Genomic DNA, 14,892 nt, shown 5'->3' with positions numbered 1-14,892 from the left:
AGTCTGACCCCTTTGGTTTAGAAGTTAGGGGATTAGTAAACAAACTCCTGCCCCTGAAGTTCCAACTCATTGACCTCTTCATGTTGATTTTCATTGTCTTTAAAACAACTCGCAATTTGATGATAGCCCAAGATAGGTAAAGCAAGGACTAACATCAAAGCTATACCAACAACCGTTTTAGCTAATAAAACTGGAGCGGCAACAACGCCAGCTGCAATCCTAAGTGATAGATGGATCTGTTCATCAACAGCGACACGCCATAAATAGGATGCCATCAAGGTTATCAAGCTGAGATCTAACAAGCCAAAGGCGAATAAGCCCTTATATTCCGTATCAAATTGTTTTCCCATAATAAGCTCATATCCATTTACATAACGTGCAGCCAAATTAGTCGAAGGCGAGAAAAATAGCCCTACATGGCGATAACGATTTTCGTTAATAAAATCATTTATTTTCTTTACACTAAACGCTTGAATAGCCTCTTGATCCTGTAAAACTTCGCTTGATATCTCTTCATTATTATTCATACGCAGTACAGCAATTGGGTTTATATCAGAATCAAGATCCAGCGCAGGAAAATCGTATTCAACCGCTTCAGCAATAAGCTTACCCATGACTTTAGAACCCCGTTCATTGGGCTCAATTTGCAAGGTATGATTGCCGCCTAAAGGGTTCATTGAAGAGGACACATCAACAAAAACAACTTGCTTATCTTTTGTAGCCGCATAGTCGAGGATACCGCGATAAAGGTCGTTCATGGTTTCTTCAACCATAGTAAAGGGCGACTGCGCCTTACCCTCTGCGCGAGCTAAATGGGAAAAACCTGTATAAATAAAATAAGGGGTAAAATCAGTAATAGAAGGAAAATATTGCGACATCAGGACAATTCGGCTAAGTCCAGGATTCTGGGCAACTAGATCATCAATAATGAGCTTGTATTCTTCCAACAATTGCTGTTTAACCCGATTGAATGCCTCCCTAATGATCGGTTTAGCCCGCTCTGGTGTAATTCTCAAAAGCAGCTGAAAATAATTTAAATTACGCTGCAGTACTCCCTGCAAAGCTTCGCGATAATTATTACCTCCTACGCTTAATACAGCGACATCAGGCTGCCAGTTCTTTACTGCATTGAGTTGATGTACATGTCTATATGGATGATCAGCATCTGAAGGAAGAACCTTATCTAAACGACAATATTCACGCACATCTGTAGTGGTAGCACCATCTACAGCAAAGTTAGCAACCTGGTAGGAATCGTCATTTTTAGTGCTTTTAGCCAAGGCTACCGCAGTTTGATGGGTCACATTATGGGTTTTATTCGCATATTCGCTTTTTTTCTCGACCCAATAACCATTATCTAAGGTTGAGTCGCCAATTAAGGCAACCTTCTTCGCCTTGCCCTCCTGAGCGCCTCTAACCTGCTTTAATCGACCTGTTCCAATTGGATAATTTTGCCCTATTGATTCTGAGTAATTTCGAATATCTTTCATGATTCCTACGCAAGTGAGATTAAAAAATGTTCCAATAATAACATATATGATGAAATTTAAAACAAATCTGAATTATTACTTTTTTATAGTCAAAATATATTTTTCGCATCTTCATCCAACCCCTGCTACACTAACCTTTATCTACAATAGCCGATAAAGGACTGTCGATGCGTAAATTAATCTTTTTATGTCTTTTGTTCTCCGCATGTACTAGCTTTAGCGAAACTCGTGAAATTGCCATTACGATTGACGATCTGCCACTTGTTGCATCCAAAATGGATACTCCCGGCAACCAGCAAAGAGCTACTGAACGTTTCAATAAAATCATTGAAGCACTCACAGAAAATAAGGTTCCCGCAACTGGTTTTGTGATTGCCGGAGCCATTGCCAAAGGGCAATGGGCTTTTCTCGAGCAATTTCGTAAAGCAGGTTTTGATCTGGGAAATCATACTTATTCACACTACAACCTGAATCAAATGAGTGCTGAAAAGTATATTGCTGATGTCGCTAGGGCAGATAAAATTCTGACTCCTTTGATGACAGAGCCTAAATATTTCCGCTACCCCTATCTAGCCGAGGGTTCTAAGGCATCGAAACCGAAGGTGCTAGATTATCTTAATGAAAACCACTATGTAATTGCCCCAGTAACCATAGACTCTAAAGATTTTCGCTTTAATGAACAGCTTTACCATGTCCCCTATCGTTCTCGAGAAGCTTATGTTAACAAACTAAAACCCCGCTACCTTGCCTATATTTGGGAGCAGACTCTCAGAGCGGAAAAGCGTTCCAAAGGACAACCTGTAAAGCAGATTCTATTGATTCATGCAAACTTGCTTAATAGCTATGCGCTACCGGATATTATCCAAATGTACAAAAACAATGGTTACACCTTTATTACACTTACAGAAGCACTTAAAAACCCTGCGCCAGCGCTTACTATTTCGGCATCAGCTGATAAGGTGAGCGAATCAAGTGATTCGGGTGATTCGGGTGGCCACGTGGATTCTGATGACAGTATTATTCATGATCTGTTCAAGATGTAATTTGGCTAGGGCTTGCGAAGCAAGCCCTCAAAGCTTTATATTTTTATTTCCAAGTTGTTGCGTTAGGTCCAAGGATTTGTGTGCATTGATGTCTAGTCAATACAACATAGCCCTTTCCTTTACATGCATTTTGGCCTTTACAGGCATTAGCTGTTTTGCAACCATTGCCCTTACAAGCATTAACTGACTTGCAACTTCCAAAACCTCTGCAACCATTCACACCCATGCACTTAACCATACATGAGCCGGAAGCTGTTGCTGTTGCAGGAGCCACTGAAAACATAGCTGCCGCACCAATTGCTAAAGCCGCTCCAGTTAATTTTATCTTATTCATATAAATTCCTTTTTAATGGTTAAATAAGCATTTTGAGATACAGTCATGTTTCGCGCAATTAAAGTTCTAATTGCACAAAATGAGTTTAGTTAGACAATTTGAATTGCGCAAGTTTTGAACTTTCTTGGGGTCTCGGGACAAACATCTGGAAAGAACTTCGAACAAGCTCCCCTCATCCGCCCCATAGGTATTTACACAAATGTCTAAAAGCCCGTAGCAGTGAGTTTTAAATGAAACCTTGATTACGCTATGCTGCATCAAGGTTTTCCTTAGATATGGATAATCATCAATTAAGCTTTGTGGGTTGGAGCACTGCTCCTGCCTAAAACCCTTATCTGTAAGCAGAGATTCTTATTGCAGCTTAGCCAAAACCTTAGCTAAATCCCTGCTAAAGTGATTGAGATTCTCATTCATACTAGCAACCAGATTTTCGATTTTTGGCTGAGATACCTTCTGGCGATACACAAGAGTTCCCGTTGTATAGACCTGCTTGTCAGCATAAATAGTATAGTCTGCGCTAAACAGGCTATTACCTTTAACATCAACTTCAAATTGCGAAATATCTATCTGCAGTTGATATTTTGGCCTGAACTTTATATCCCAAGGCATAGAAATGAAGGCCGCACCTGGTAGTAAAGTGGAGAGATTTGCCACAATAACTTGTTTGACATTTTTATCTAAATTCTCGACCCAACGATGATACTCCTCCAACTTCACTTCATTAGCAGAATAATGAACAATAACCTGAGGTTTAGATAAATAAGCTGGCCCCTTGATTTCATTAAGGCCTATTTTTAAATGCTTATAACTTTTAATTTGATTTTGCAGCGGCGCAATTGGGCTTAACACATAAAATTGCGAATCCGGGCTACGTCCACAGGAACCAAGCATTAACCCCATTAATACTATAAATGCTGATAAATAAATCTTCACTTTTTCCCTCTTATTAGTGATTCCGGATGTCTTGCAAGATAATCCGCTAAATTTTGTGTCGAATTGGCAGCATCAGAGACCTGTCTCATACCTTGAGAGAAATCCGCTAGTGCAGGCGTCATCACTTGATCAAGATCCGTTGCCAAGCTGGAAACCTCTTTTAGACTGTTAGAAAAATCAGCAAGGGTAGGTGGCATTAGCTTATCAAGCGTATCTACCAATGCAGAAAATCGCTTTATTGTTTCTGCAAAGCTGTTAATTGTCGGCGGTACTAGCTTATCAATATCTTGAACCATCCTATCTACACTATGAGCCATGGTTGATGTTGAATCGATCGCGCCTCGAATCCTCTCACCCCGAATAAGATCGCTAAAGTCCTGAAAGGCTTGATTTGCTGATCTAATCGCATCATCAAGCGTTGTATAGTCTTCCACTGCGTTATTAGTAGGGAAAATTGGGTAACCATTATAATGGGTTAACGATGTTTTATAAGAAGACGGCCCTCGGATCAGATCAATCGAGGCGATACCCGTTAAAAAATTAGGTTTTCGAATATTGGCTACATAACCCCTGTTAACCAGTAATTGGATTGGATTTTGTTTTCCGACAAATTTTCTCTCAACAAAAAATTGTACATAGACAGGAATTTTAATCTGACTCTTTTCTGAGTTCTCGGTAATTTCAATGAGCTTAACCTCACCAATTTTTACACCACGATAAGTCACTTCAGAAGTAACATGTACCCCTGCCAACGAGCCTTTAAAAAACATGACATAGGTTTCAACACGCTCATGTAAATATTCATCATAGATGTAAAGAGCAGTAAGCACTGATAAGCAAATTGCTCCTCCAACAAACAACCCAACTAAAATATACAGTCGTTCCTGACGCATCTCTATCCTTAATAGTTGAGGAATTTAAAATAAAAGCTGGTTGTTGCCAGCCAGATAAAGCTACGAGTAATAATTCTCGACATAGCTTTCCTTATTAACATATACCCTGCAGCAACTTGATAATAGTAATAGCCTACGATCAGGCTCACTAAAGCACAATATAATGACATTTTTAAAATTGAATAAATGATCGATCGGCTAGTGATTGTATTCGTTAAATGGAACAAATATTCATGAGTGTCCGTATGAAGCAGGTAACGAAAACAGAAATAAATACTGATAAAAACAATATTAAGAGCATACACATATAAAAATAATGCGCTGATATTAGTGCCAATCATGGTAGGAATTACATATCCAAGCACAACTTCATGAGGCGTGCGCTTCATTTTCTTGATTCCAGCAGTAACCATATTTAAAGCTGACTGAGTAGCCAGCATCAAGCTGATTATAAAGGGTAACAAATCGTAAAAAAGTATCTTCTGTGAGATGGCTAAAACCTTATGTTGCATGTCATAGGGGCTCAGAATGCTATAAACATTCATGATAATAGAGGCCCCTAACAACGAAGTGATCATTAAAAGCGGAAGAACTAGCTTTACCCCTGAACCATAGACAGTATTTAGTAGGCTGTGTCTGGTAATGACCAGCTTACCTTCGAAAATATCGATAATGCTACAGAATACATGGCCTAAAAAACCAATAAAAATTACGACCGATGCAGCCAAAGGCGTACCGTAATATCGAAGGCGTTGCAGAAAATGCAAATGCATACCAAATCCCTATGAACTACTACTCCCTTGAATGGATCCCGCAGTCGATACCACGGGATGGCGATAGGCTTATATTTTATTTATTAGGCATTAGATGATTCAGCGCGTTTTTTTGCAGCTTTTCTATATTGTTTCCACTCACGATCTTTCGCAAAAATAAAACCTGCTGCTTCTTCGATAAAGAGACCGATATCATCAACATTAGCCCAGGCACAGTATGCAGTAATTTTTTCAAAAGTTTCGCTACTTATTTCAGCTTTTATTTTTTCTTTCTTTTGAGAACGAGTTCCGGTAATTATTGGCATTTTAAACCCCAACTGTTGTTATAAACAAAATAAATCTTAGCAAATAAAATTAGGGTTGCAAAGCTGCAACAACCCTTCCTAATTAAACCGATAACAACCACTTAAGGAACAATCATAAAGGGTTTAGCTAATTCCGGATAGAAAGTGCTCCACATTTTATCGCAATAACTAAGCAGATTTTTATGCTTAGCCAAATGAGTCTTAAGTGCATCATCATAAGGCGTCCATGCAATATTTGCTAAAAGAGCAAAGGCAGTTGCATCAATAGTACTTGGTTCATCGCCAAGAAAGTATTTTTTATCGCCCAAAATATCTGCAATCGCATCGAGAAATTTATAGCCCATCTCAAGAACCTCATCATAACTATGACGTCCCATACCTTGGTTGTGCAAGGCTTTTAGCGTGCTTTTTCGAACAATATTAGGAAGAAATAATTTCAAAATTAGCGGCAATTTAGCAAAAAAAGCGCTTTTTACATGAACCCAGTTTGGCTCATATTGCCAACGCATATACACTATTATCCAATAAAGACGCTCAGCGAAACTGCTATCAAGTACAACTGAAAGAGCCCTTTGCTCTTTTCTTAAATTTCCATCGAGTTGATCACCCAATTTTCCTTTTAAAAAATCGATAATTATTTCACTATCTGCAATCGTTTTATCATCAATTTTGATAAAAGGTAATTTCCCTTTTGGGGCTTTTCGTGGATCACTAAGGAATTTAATTTCGTAAGGGATATCAGCCAAACGCAGATAAGTTTCCAACTTTAAACAGAAAGGACTCGCATTAGGTAATCCCCAAAAACCAGGAAATTGGTACAATTTAATCATGCTATCTACTTCCATTTTAAAATTTAGTTAACGATTATACGCAGATGTGAAATAGTGTGAAATAGAACTCATTGATCTTATTAGGAATACAACCATGCCTCAATGCCCCTGTGGTTCCAGCAAAAAATACTTAGACTGTTGCGGTTTATTCATTGAAGGACAAAAACACGCCGATACGCCGGAAAAACTAATGCGCTCGCGTTATTCCGCCTTTACCATGGCCAACACCGATTACATCAAAAAAACCATGTGCGGAAAGTCTATGGAGGGGTTTGACGAATCAGAAGTAGAAGCCTGGGCGAAGCAGGTTAATTGGGTCGGTTTACAAGTCGTTAAAAGTTACATGGATGAAACTGACGAGAATATTGGCTACGTTGAATTTATTGCGAGCTTCCACGAAAAAGGGAAAAAACAGGCGATGCATGAGTTAAGCAAATTCCAACGCATCGATGGTCAATGGTTTTATACTGAAGGTGTTTATACTGAGGGCAAGCCGCCCAAAGATAAGACGAAAATTCAAAAACCCAAAATTTCACTTAATGGCCCCTGCCCTTGTGGCAGTCAAAGGAAGTATAAGAATTGCCATGGAAAGGAAGCTAAGTAGTTGTCTATTTTGGCAAACTTAGCAAAACGGATAATCTTTAACCGCCCCGAATTCCCATGGATTGACCCATAGGTATCTACACAAATGTATGTAATAGGTCATGTCTCTCCTGGTCTCAACACTACGTCATCCTGAGCGCAGCGAAGGATCTCCTGAATGTGGCACCGTGCTAATCCCGGAGATCCTTCGCTGCGCTCAGGATGACGTGGCGTTGGGGGGACAGGGCGTTCAATTACAGACACTTGTGTAGATACCTATGGGATTGACCACGGGATCTATGTACAAAAAGCCTATAAAGAAACAAAAATCAACAACAGCTCTTGAAAATCATTTTAAGATTTGCTCTAATCTCCTCCGTTTTATGGATTTCCCCACGGAAGACCGCAAGTAAGCTCTACATACATGGAAAATGGATGATGTCTAACGATCTAGCTATCTATTTATCGAAGCAATTGCTTTGGCATGCGCTATTGATATCCTCGCCGGTTGTATTAACTGCCATGCTCTGTGGCCTGTTAATTTCTATCCTGCAAGTTGCCACTCAAATTCAAGATTCCAGTTTAAGTTTTGTCCCCAAATTATTGACTCTTACACTCATGCTAATGCTTTGTGGCAGTTGGATGCTGCATACCCTTCTTGATTTTGCAAAAAACATCATAGAAAACATCCCTGGGGCTTTGCGATGATTAATCTAAGCCTGCCAACACTGACCGCTATCTTTTTCGTTGCTATACGACTAGGGGCCGTTTTACTTTTTACGCCAATTCAAGCAATTCGTCAGTTGCCAATCCATGTACGGCTTCTACTCGTCTTCAGTCTCAGTATTCTTTTAGTTTCAAATCTATCCTTATCGGTGCAAAAACATGATGAAGCAACCTTGATAGCTGGTGCCTTAGTCGAGTTTGCTAATGGCCTGACCTTATCGATGAGTCTCTATGCAGCCTTTGCAGTTTTGCAGATTGCCGGACAGCTAATTGATACGCAAACCGGCCTTAATTCGCTGGCTATTTTGAACCCCAGCTCCCAGTCTGCGGACCCATTTACAGGTCGTCTTTTGACTATGCTCGCCGTTTTATTCTTTTTCTCCTTAAACTGCCACCATTGGTTAATACAGGGTTTGGCTTATTCTTTTCAAACTATTCCGCCAGGGAGGCTTGCACTGTTTAAAGGATTTATGCTGCTTATCCAGCAATTTTCCCTAATGTTTAGCCTCGCATTAATGATTGCCAGCCCTATCGTTATTGCCTTGCTGGTTATTGAGATCTCTGCGGCTATCCTGACCCGCAATATGCCTCAACTCAGCACCTATTTCCTAACCTTACAGATTAAAATTCTCTTTGGTTTTTTTCTACTGGCTTTATTACTAAATTACTTTAATCCCTTGCTAGAACGCTTATTCAGAATCTGTTTTCAAAGCTGGCGCGGGGTTATGGCATGAGTGATAAAACTGAAAAGGCTACGCCCTATAAATTACAAAAGGCCAAAGAAAAGGGGCAGGTTAATAAAAGCAATGAACTAATAACCTCTTTCTTTTTAATCCTTATGATTATTGCCAGTGCAGCACTCTGGCCTTCACTGGGGCAATTAAAAGCGCTGCTGACTCAGCTTCTCAGTCTTGCAACCCGGTTTTCTCTCAGTACTGATGCGCTAATAAAACTCCAGCATCTTATTCTTACAAGCTTACTTAATCTCTGGCTGCCTTTTGCCTTGGCTGCCGTTCTTAGTCTCATCCTAGCAACACTTAGCCAAACTGGCTTCATCTGGACAATGGTGCCGCTTAAACCAGACTTAAAGCGTTTAAATCCAATACAAGGTCTTAAACGACTATTCTCAGCAAAAATGCTCGTTGACACAGGAAAAAGCAGCCTAAAACTAGTCTTAGCCTTTTCGCTGATTATTATCAGCTTGCATCATAACCTTGCTACCCTGTTGAAATTCATGGTGCTTAGCCCCGTTGAGCATCCTGTGCTTATTAGGTCTTTGTTGTTCAAAACTCTATTGCAACTCTTAGCTTTGCTCTTTGCCTTGGCCTTAGTCGACAAACTCTATGTTGGCTGGAAATACAAAAAAGACAATCGGATGACTAAACAAGAGGTGAAAGACGAATATCGTCAACGTGAAGGGGATCCCAAAATCAAGGCAAAGATAAGGCAGTTACAACAGCAAATGCGGCAAAAAAATGCGGCTTTGGAACAGGTAAAGACTGCGGATGTAGTGGTTACTAATCCAACCCGACTAGCCATCGCTTTAAAATATGAACCAGGTTCTATGCCAGCACCTAAGGTTGTCTGTAAGGCTCAAGGGGAATTTGCTGCGCAAGTTAGGGCCTTAGCACAACGCCACAAGGTTCCCCTTATTGAAAATAAGGCCTTTGCCAGAGCCTTATTTGCAACAATCGACCTAAACCAATGGATTAGTCAGGAGCATTTTCCAACAGCCGCTCTTATTTTCAGGGAAATTTATCGTCAAAGGGAGCTTGCATGATGTTGAAGAAAGGAAATTACAGCGAACTTGTCATGGTTAGTTTCGCCATTAGCATTTTGCTTATTCTATTTATCCCTATTCCAGCCGTTTTACTTGATCTTTTATTGATAATTAATTTCAGTTGGGCGCTCACTGTTTTATTGCTGACCTTCTACACCGACAAACCCTTAAGTTTCTCGACTTTTCCTGCTCTTTTGCTGCTATCTACCCTGTTTCGCCTTGCCCTGAATATTTCAGCAACTCGCCTTATTTTAGCGGATGGTGAAGCAGGGAAGGTTATTCAAGCCATGGGGCAATATGTTATCCAAGGTAACTATGTCATGGGGCTGGTCGTCTTTTTAATTCTGATTATTATCCAATTTATCGTCGTTACTAATGGTGCTCAACGTGTTGCTGAGGTAGCAGCACGCTTTACTCTTGATAGTATGCCCGGCAAACAAATGAGCATCGATGCCGATCTCAACATGGGCATTATTTCCCAGGCAGACGCCAAGCTCAGACGCAGTCAAATTGAAAAAGAGGCTAACTTTTACGGTGCCATGGATGGTGCCTCCAAGTTTGTCAAAGGCGATGCTATTGCGGGAATCCTGATCATTCTAGTCGACATTATTGGCGGCTTTGCTATTGGCCTTGTACAAAAGGGATTAAGCCTTAGTGAATCCATTCAGCGCTATACCTTGCTCACCGTGGGTGATGGTCTGGTGACGCAAATTCCTGCCCTGATTATCTCCACAGCAACTGGGATTATAGTGACTCGTGCCGCGACAGATGCGCAATTAGGCCGAGAAATTACTAAACAAATTGCAGCTTATCCCAAAACCCTAATCATGGTTTGTGTGGGTTTATTAGGGCTCCTAAGCTTGAAAGGCATTCCGCTAATGCCGGTTATGCTTATTCTAACGGGCTTTGCTATTGCCGCCTGGTTTGCTGCTAAAAACAGGCAGAATGAAGAGACGCTTGTGGCAAACGAAGAAAGCCTTTATGAAAAGATAAAAATTTACCCTATTGAAATCCACCTAAATGACGAACTCTTTAAGCTCTTTACAGACTATGAAACAAACTTTCTTGAGAATATCCAGCAAATACGCGAGCGTTTAGCCTATGAGCTCGGCTTTGTCATACCCGAGGTGAAAATACTCAGCGATAGAAAAATTAACTTCCCCTTTTATCAAATTAGTGTCCAGGGGAATAGCCTGGGATTTAATCAATTACATTTTGATAAGGTCTTAGCAATTCGAACTAAGCAGACCAAACAAAACAACCTAAGTCAGGCCATTGAAGTTCGTGATCCTAGCTATGGTTTGCCGGCGCTTTGGATTAATGCCGAGCAGCGATCTACAGCTGTTGAGGCAGGTTATACACTTTGTGACCCTTTAAACGTCATTACAACCCATCTAAAAGAGGTAGTGCAAACTCATCTGGCTGAGCTCTTAACCCGCTCTGAGGTCGAAACCCTTTTGGAACAGCCAACTCTGCGAAACCTTCGTGATGAGCTTATTCCAGCCTTGCTCCCCTTAGGCCATGTTCAGCGTATCTTACAAAATCTCTTAGAGGAAAAGGTATCGATCCGCCATTTGGCCATGATTCTGGAGGTTTTGCTTGAGCATGCCAAACAAGTCACTGAGCCAAGCCAATTAACTGAAATTATCCGCAGCCATCTTGGCACAGCGATTTGCCAGAAATTAATCAGCAACCAAGCTAATTTACAGGTCTTAACCTTAGCGCCGCTGTTAGAGCAAAAACTCAATCAGGGTTTAGGCAAGGAGCACTGGGCTCTTGAGCCAAGCCTCAGCGAGAATTTTATAACAGCCCTCGCCCAGCAAGTTGAAAAAATGCTTGGTGAACGGAAAAGACCCATCCTGCTGTGTTCATCAACCATACGCAGGCATATCAGGCTTTTAACCCAACGAGTGATTCCCCATCTGACTGTCCTGGCAATGAATGAAGTGCCAGTGAATATCCAGGTTGAATCGTTCGCAGTTGTACAATAAGGAAATCAGGATGATAGATGCAATTCAAGCCGCCCAAATCTCAATGCTCCAGGATCAATCGCGCTTGCAAATAATCAACCAAAATATCGCGAACATGCAGACACCGGGCTATAAACGTCAGCTCTTGGATGCAGTCGTTTTCGAGCAGCACCTAAGGCCGGAGGCAGCGACTGTCAGTCAAGGAATGCAGAACAGCCAGATTTTGACCCAAGGCACTCTTGTGCAATCACAAAATGCTAAGGATCTCGCCATCGCCGGTGAAGGTTTTTTTACAGTACAAACTACCGAGGGGATTTTCTACACAAGACGAGGCGATCTACATATCAATGAACATGGCGAGCTCTGTTCAGCAACAGGGGGCTTAATTCTCGGTCAAGCCGGCGTACTCCGTGTTGATGATAATTCCTTTACCATCGACTCACAGGGCACAGTCTATATCGAAAATCGCAAGGTTGACCAACTTAACCTGGTGCAATTTAACAATATTCAAGCACTGAAATATCGCGGACAAGGACTTTTCGAAACCAGAGAAGTTCCGTCGCCAATCACCAGCAGCACTCGTGTATTACAAGGATATCTTGAACAGGCGAATGTTAAATCCGTCGATGAAATGTTAGAGATGGTAAAAACCTCCCGTCACTTTGAGGCATCTCAACGGGTCATGCAGACTGCTGACCACCTCTTGTCTACCGCCATCAATCAATTAGGAGAAGGAAATGTCTAATGCGCTTACTATTGCCGCCAGCGGCTTGAAATCACAGGAATACTACATCGATAAAATTGCCCATGATCTGGCCAATTTAAATACGCCTAATTACAAGGCAAGCAAAATTATCTTTGCAGATGTGCTCTATCAAAATATTGATGGAAGCGCCCCCCTCTTCGACAAACAAAGCAGAGCAAAAATAGGCTTAGGCGCCGCGGTATATAAAACCAGCAAGGACTTCAGCCAGGGTCCGCTAAAAACGACTAATGATTGGAAAAACCTAGCAATTGATGGCAATGGTTTTTTTCAGGTCATCAACAGTGATGGCAATATTTCCTACACACGCAATTCAACCTTTACCGTTGATGAAGAACATTATCTTGTAACCCAGGATGGCTTGCGGCTCGCAGACAATATCCAAATACCTGAGGACATGGTGGATATCAACATCAAAGAAAACGGTGAGGTTGAAGCTGTTCTGGCCGGTGAAACTGAACCACAATTATTAGGCAGCATTAAACTTGCAAAATTCCTCGAGCCTGAGGCTTTAAATCCAATAGGCACCGGACTCTACAACGCAACAGAAAAAACGGGGGATGCCATTATTGATAGCCCTGGTAGTTCCGGCCTAGGCAAACTCATGCCCAAACAAATTGAAGGGTCTAATGTGGATATGGTGAATACGCTGATGCAACTGACACTTGCCCAGCGCGTCTACCAGTTGAATGCCAAAGCAATACAAATCGCTGATGAATTGGAAAAAATGACCAATGAAATTCCTAATTAAGATCAGCTTAGTTATGCTCAGTTTTTGCCTAACGCCTAATGCCCAGGCCATCAACCTCTTTGATGAAACTTTTTATCGTCCGCTTATAGCAGATAGAAAGGCTTATCTACCCGGCGATCTGCTGACTGTGATCGTCATGGAAGCCTCCGATGCGCACAGTAGCGCTGATCTAGCCTCAGGCAAGGAGATTAAAACGGCCTTAAAGGCTACTTACAATAAAAGTCATTATGACCTGAGTCTAGGTTTAGAAGGTAAAGGGAAGGCTACAGCAAAAACTGGCCGTCAGGGCAAAATTAAAGCGGCACTCACCGTGCGGATCAAAACCATTTTGCCAGGCGGAAGTTATCTTGTTGAAGGACGTCAGCTGATAACCATTAACGGCGAACAGCAGGCTATTTTGCTAAAAGGCGTGGTGCGCCAGGAAGATATCAGCGCCCAAAACACCGTCCTTTCTACACGGCTTGCAGAGGCGCAAATTACTTACACTGGCGATGGCACTGTATCGAATGCACAAAGGCATAACTATATCTATCAAGTCTTGTCGTTTATAGGATTGGTCTGATGAAACTCTATTTAATTATTAGTTTATTCTTTGCGTTGCTTTGTGGTTTGACACCGGCTCAGGCAACAGTGCGCCTGAAATCAATTGCTCATCTTTCTGGTCTGCAAGAAAACCCAATCACAGGTTATGGCCTAGTGATTGGGCTTGCCGGTTCTGGCGATTCGCGACGTAACAAGGATACGACCCAGGCTATATCTAACCTATTGCAGACCTTTGGTGTCACCATCAGCCCTAATGAGATCAACTCTAGAAACACTGCAACGGTAATCGTCACCGCAAGCCTGCCATCCTACGCTCACCAAGGCGATAAATTAGACATTAATGTTGCCTCACTTGGCGATGCAAAAAGTTTGCTGGGCGGCACATTGCTGGTCACGCCGCTCAAAGGTCCTGACAATCAAGTTTATGCCCTGGCGCAAGGACCTATTTCGGTTGGCGGCTTTAAATATGATCTCTTTGGCAATGTCATTCAAAAGAATCACCCTACAGCCGGTCTTATTTCCGGCGGCGCGGTTGTTGAGAAAACACTCTATAACGATTTAACCTCTAAAGAAGGCGAAATACACGTCATTCTCAACCGCCCTGATTTTACCACTGCTGATAATGTGGAGCAGGCGCTTAATAAGCGTTTTGGCCTTGAAACAGCCCTTGCCCGCTCAGCTCAGGATATAGAAGTACATCCACCCGCAAAGGTTAAAAAGCATTTCATTCGCTTTATCAGCCAGTTAGAAAATGTCGACATCACACCCGATAATTTGCCAACGGTCGTAGTTAATGAACGTACTGGTGTTGTTATTGCAGGGGCTGATGTAAAACTTGATGCAGTCACTATTTCACACGGTAGCTTACAGATTGCTATTGCAACCAGTTATAACGTATCCCAACCAACTCTGGTTACTGATGTTAGTCGACAGATACAAACAGCCATCACGCCTTCGACTTCAATTGATGTCAAAGAGCCCATTGCAAACACAGTGAAGTTAGCAGAGGGCGCTACCATTGCTGATTTGATTGCAGCCCTGACCAAAGTACAAACATCAACGCGCGACATCATTGCAATTCTGGAAAGTTTACAACGTGCAGGAGCCTTACATGCTGAACTTGTTATTCAATAGAGACTACTTCGCCACTTTGTTTCTCCCAAAGACATACGTCAT

At 41.7% G+C, this 14,892-nt stretch carries 17 protein-coding genes; 10 read left to right on the top strand and 7 right to left on the bottom strand.

The window, feature by feature from the left end; genetic code table 11:
• Positions 1-32: 32 nt before the first annotated feature.
• Positions 33-1,490 carry an SGNH/GDSL hydrolase family protein gene (locus tag BN1094_RS06630; protein ID WP_043873491.1) on the bottom strand — a complete coding sequence of 486 codons (1,458 nt, stop codon included), beginning with the start codon at positions 1,488-1,490 and terminating at the stop codon, positions 33-35.
• A gap of 167 nt (positions 1,491-1,657) precedes the next feature.
• On the opposite strand from BN1094_RS06630, the gene BN1094_RS06625 reads away from it, so the two are divergent.
• Entirely contained in the window at positions 1,658-2,533 is an 876-nt protein-coding gene (locus BN1094_RS06625) for a polysaccharide deacetylase family protein (RefSeq protein ID WP_043873490.1), read from the top strand.
• Between the two features lie 43 nt (positions 2,534-2,576).
• On the opposite strand, the gene BN1094_RS06620 is transcribed toward BN1094_RS06625, so the two are convergent.
• The 6 genes from BN1094_RS06620 to BN1094_RS06595 form a co-directional block, all read right to left on the bottom strand.
• Complete coding sequence (locus tag BN1094_RS06620; protein WP_043873489.1) at positions 2,577-2,867, bottom strand: hypothetical protein; 291 nt, start codon at positions 2,865-2,867, stop codon at positions 2,577-2,579.
• A gap of 351 nt (positions 2,868-3,218) precedes the next feature.
• Complete coding sequence (locus tag BN1094_RS06615) at positions 3,219-3,800, bottom strand: PqiC family protein (RefSeq protein ID WP_052403162.1); 582 nt, start codon at positions 3,798-3,800, stop codon at positions 3,219-3,221.
• Positions 3,797-4,693 carry an MlaD family protein gene (locus tag BN1094_RS06610; protein WP_043873488.1) on the bottom strand — a complete coding sequence of 299 codons (897 nt, stop codon included), beginning with the start codon at positions 4,691-4,693 and terminating at the stop codon, positions 3,797-3,799. Before BN1094_RS06610 ends, BN1094_RS06615 begins: the two co-directional genes overlap by 4 nt.
• A gap of 8 nt (positions 4,694-4,701) precedes the next feature.
• Complete coding sequence (locus BN1094_RS06605) at positions 4,702-5,466, bottom strand: ABC transporter permease (protein ID WP_052403161.1); 765 nt, start codon at positions 5,464-5,466, stop codon at positions 4,702-4,704.
• 83 nt (positions 5,467-5,549) lie between these two features.
• On the bottom strand, positions 5,550-5,771 hold the full coding sequence (locus BN1094_RS06600; RefSeq protein WP_043873487.1) for a hypothetical protein: 222 nt from the start codon (positions 5,769-5,771) through the stop codon (positions 5,550-5,552).
• A gap of 101 nt (positions 5,772-5,872) precedes the next feature.
• On the bottom strand, positions 5,873-6,601 hold the full coding sequence (locus BN1094_RS06595; RefSeq protein WP_043873486.1) for a glutathione S-transferase family protein: 729 nt from the start codon (positions 6,599-6,601) through the stop codon (positions 5,873-5,875).
• Positions 6,602-6,695: 94 nt separating this feature from the next.
• Here BN1094_RS06595 and BN1094_RS06590 point away from each other — a divergent pair, with 94 nt between their 5' ends.
• The 9 genes from BN1094_RS06590 to BN1094_RS06550 all read left to right on the top strand — a co-directional run bounded on the left by BN1094_RS06590 (position 6,696) and on the right by BN1094_RS06550 (position 14,850).
• Positions 6,696-7,205, top strand: a complete 510-nt coding sequence (locus tag BN1094_RS06590; RefSeq protein WP_043873485.1) for a YchJ family protein — start codon at positions 6,696-6,698, stop codon at positions 7,203-7,205.
• A gap of 413 nt (positions 7,206-7,618) precedes the next feature.
• Positions 7,619-7,891 carry a flagellar biosynthesis protein FliQ gene (fliQ, locus tag BN1094_RS06585; RefSeq protein ID WP_245614208.1) on the top strand — a complete coding sequence of 91 codons (273 nt, stop codon included), beginning with the start codon at positions 7,619-7,621 and terminating at the stop codon, positions 7,889-7,891.
• Positions 7,888-8,643 carry a flagellar biosynthetic protein FliR gene (locus tag BN1094_RS06580; RefSeq protein ID WP_043873483.1) on the top strand — a complete coding sequence of 252 codons (756 nt, stop codon included), beginning with the start codon at positions 7,888-7,890 and terminating at the stop codon, positions 8,641-8,643. The genes fliQ and BN1094_RS06580 overlap by 4 nt, the downstream gene beginning before the upstream one ends.
• Positions 8,640-9,689: an EscU/YscU/HrcU family type III secretion system export apparatus switch protein gene (locus BN1094_RS06575; protein WP_052403160.1), complete on the top strand. Its 1,050-nt coding sequence runs from the start codon at positions 8,640-8,642 to the stop codon at positions 9,687-9,689. The genes BN1094_RS06580 and BN1094_RS06575 overlap by 4 nt, the downstream gene beginning before the upstream one ends.
• Complete coding sequence (locus BN1094_RS06570) at positions 9,686-11,680, top strand: flagellar biosynthesis protein FlhA (protein WP_052403159.1); 1,995 nt, start codon at positions 9,686-9,688, stop codon at positions 11,678-11,680. The genes BN1094_RS06575 and BN1094_RS06570 overlap by 4 nt, the downstream gene beginning before the upstream one ends.
• 10 nt (positions 11,681-11,690) lie before the next feature.
• Entirely contained in the window at positions 11,691-12,404 is a 714-nt protein-coding gene (locus tag BN1094_RS06565; protein ID WP_043873481.1) for a flagellar hook-basal body protein, read from the top strand.
• Positions 12,397-13,173 carry a flagellar hook-basal body protein gene (locus BN1094_RS06560; protein WP_043873480.1) on the top strand — a complete coding sequence of 259 codons (777 nt, stop codon included), beginning with the start codon at positions 12,397-12,399 and terminating at the stop codon, positions 13,171-13,173. The genes BN1094_RS06565 and BN1094_RS06560 overlap by 8 nt, the downstream gene beginning before the upstream one ends.
• Positions 13,157-13,735: a flagellar basal body L-ring protein FlgH gene (locus BN1094_RS06555; protein ID WP_043873479.1), complete on the top strand. Its 579-nt coding sequence runs from the start codon at positions 13,157-13,159 to the stop codon at positions 13,733-13,735. The genes BN1094_RS06560 and BN1094_RS06555 overlap by 17 nt, the downstream gene beginning before the upstream one ends.
• Entirely contained in the window at positions 13,735-14,850 is a 1,116-nt protein-coding gene (locus tag BN1094_RS06550) for a flagellar basal body P-ring protein FlgI (RefSeq protein ID WP_043873478.1), read from the top strand. The genes BN1094_RS06555 and BN1094_RS06550 overlap by 1 nt, the downstream gene beginning before the upstream one ends.
• The last annotated feature ends 42 nt before the right edge of the window (positions 14,851-14,892 follow it).

The organism is Legionella massiliensis (genome assembly GCF_000756815.1).
GTDB classification, from domain to species: Bacteria; Pseudomonadota; Gammaproteobacteria; order Legionellales; family Legionellaceae; genus Tatlockia; species Tatlockia massiliensis.
The sequence above is the reverse complement of the archived record's forward strand: the minus strand, read 5'-3'. Positions and strand labels throughout refer to the sequence as shown.

Bases quoted from the DNA above. Each gene is read 5' to 3' on its own strand.
- BN1094_RS06605 (WP_052403161.1), bottom strand. From the start codon at position 5,466: ATGCATTTGCATTTTCTGCAACGCCTTCGATATTACGGTACGCCTTTG.
- BN1094_RS06575 (WP_052403160.1), top strand. From the start codon at position 8,640: ATGAGTGATAAAACTGAAAAGGCTACGCCCTATAAATTACAAAAGGCC.
- fliQ (WP_245614208.1), top strand. From the start codon at position 7,619: ATGATGTCTAACGATCTAGCTATCTATTTATCGAAGCAATTGCTTTGG.
- BN1094_RS06570 (WP_052403159.1), top strand. From the start codon at position 9,686: ATGATGTTGAAGAAAGGAAATTACAGCGAACTTGTCATGGTTAGTTTC.
- BN1094_RS06550 (WP_043873478.1), top strand. From the start codon at position 13,735: ATGAAACTCTATTTAATTATTAGTTTATTCTTTGCGTTGCTTTGTGGT.
- BN1094_RS06565 (WP_043873481.1), top strand. From the start codon at position 11,691: ATGATAGATGCAATTCAAGCCGCCCAAATCTCAATGCTCCAGGATCAA.
- BN1094_RS06555 (WP_043873479.1), top strand. From the start codon at position 13,157: ATGAAATTCCTAATTAAGATCAGCTTAGTTATGCTCAGTTTTTGCCTA.
- BN1094_RS06560 (WP_043873480.1), top strand. From the start codon at position 12,397: ATGTCTAATGCGCTTACTATTGCCGCCAGCGGCTTGAAATCACAGGAA.
- BN1094_RS06630 (WP_043873491.1), bottom strand. From the start codon at position 1,490: ATGAAAGATATTCGAAATTACTCAGAATCAATAGGGCAAAATTATCCA.
- BN1094_RS06600 (WP_043873487.1), bottom strand. From the start codon at position 5,771: ATGCCAATAATTACCGGAACTCGTTCTCAAAAGAAAGAAAAAATAAAA.
- BN1094_RS06595 (WP_043873486.1), bottom strand. From the start codon at position 6,601: ATGATTAAATTGTACCAATTTCCTGGTTTTTGGGGATTACCTAATGCG.
- BN1094_RS06580 (WP_043873483.1), top strand. From the start codon at position 7,888: ATGATTAATCTAAGCCTGCCAACACTGACCGCTATCTTTTTCGTTGCT.
- BN1094_RS06620 (WP_043873489.1), bottom strand. From the start codon at position 2,867: ATGAATAAGATAAAATTAACTGGAGCGGCTTTAGCAATTGGTGCGGCA.
- BN1094_RS06625 (WP_043873490.1), top strand. From the start codon at position 1,658: ATGCGTAAATTAATCTTTTTATGTCTTTTGTTCTCCGCATGTACTAGC.
- BN1094_RS06610 (WP_043873488.1), bottom strand. From the start codon at position 4,693: ATGCGTCAGGAACGACTGTATATTTTAGTTGGGTTGTTTGTTGGAGGA.
- BN1094_RS06590 (WP_043873485.1), top strand. From the start codon at position 6,696: ATGCCTCAATGCCCCTGTGGTTCCAGCAAAAAATACTTAGACTGTTGC.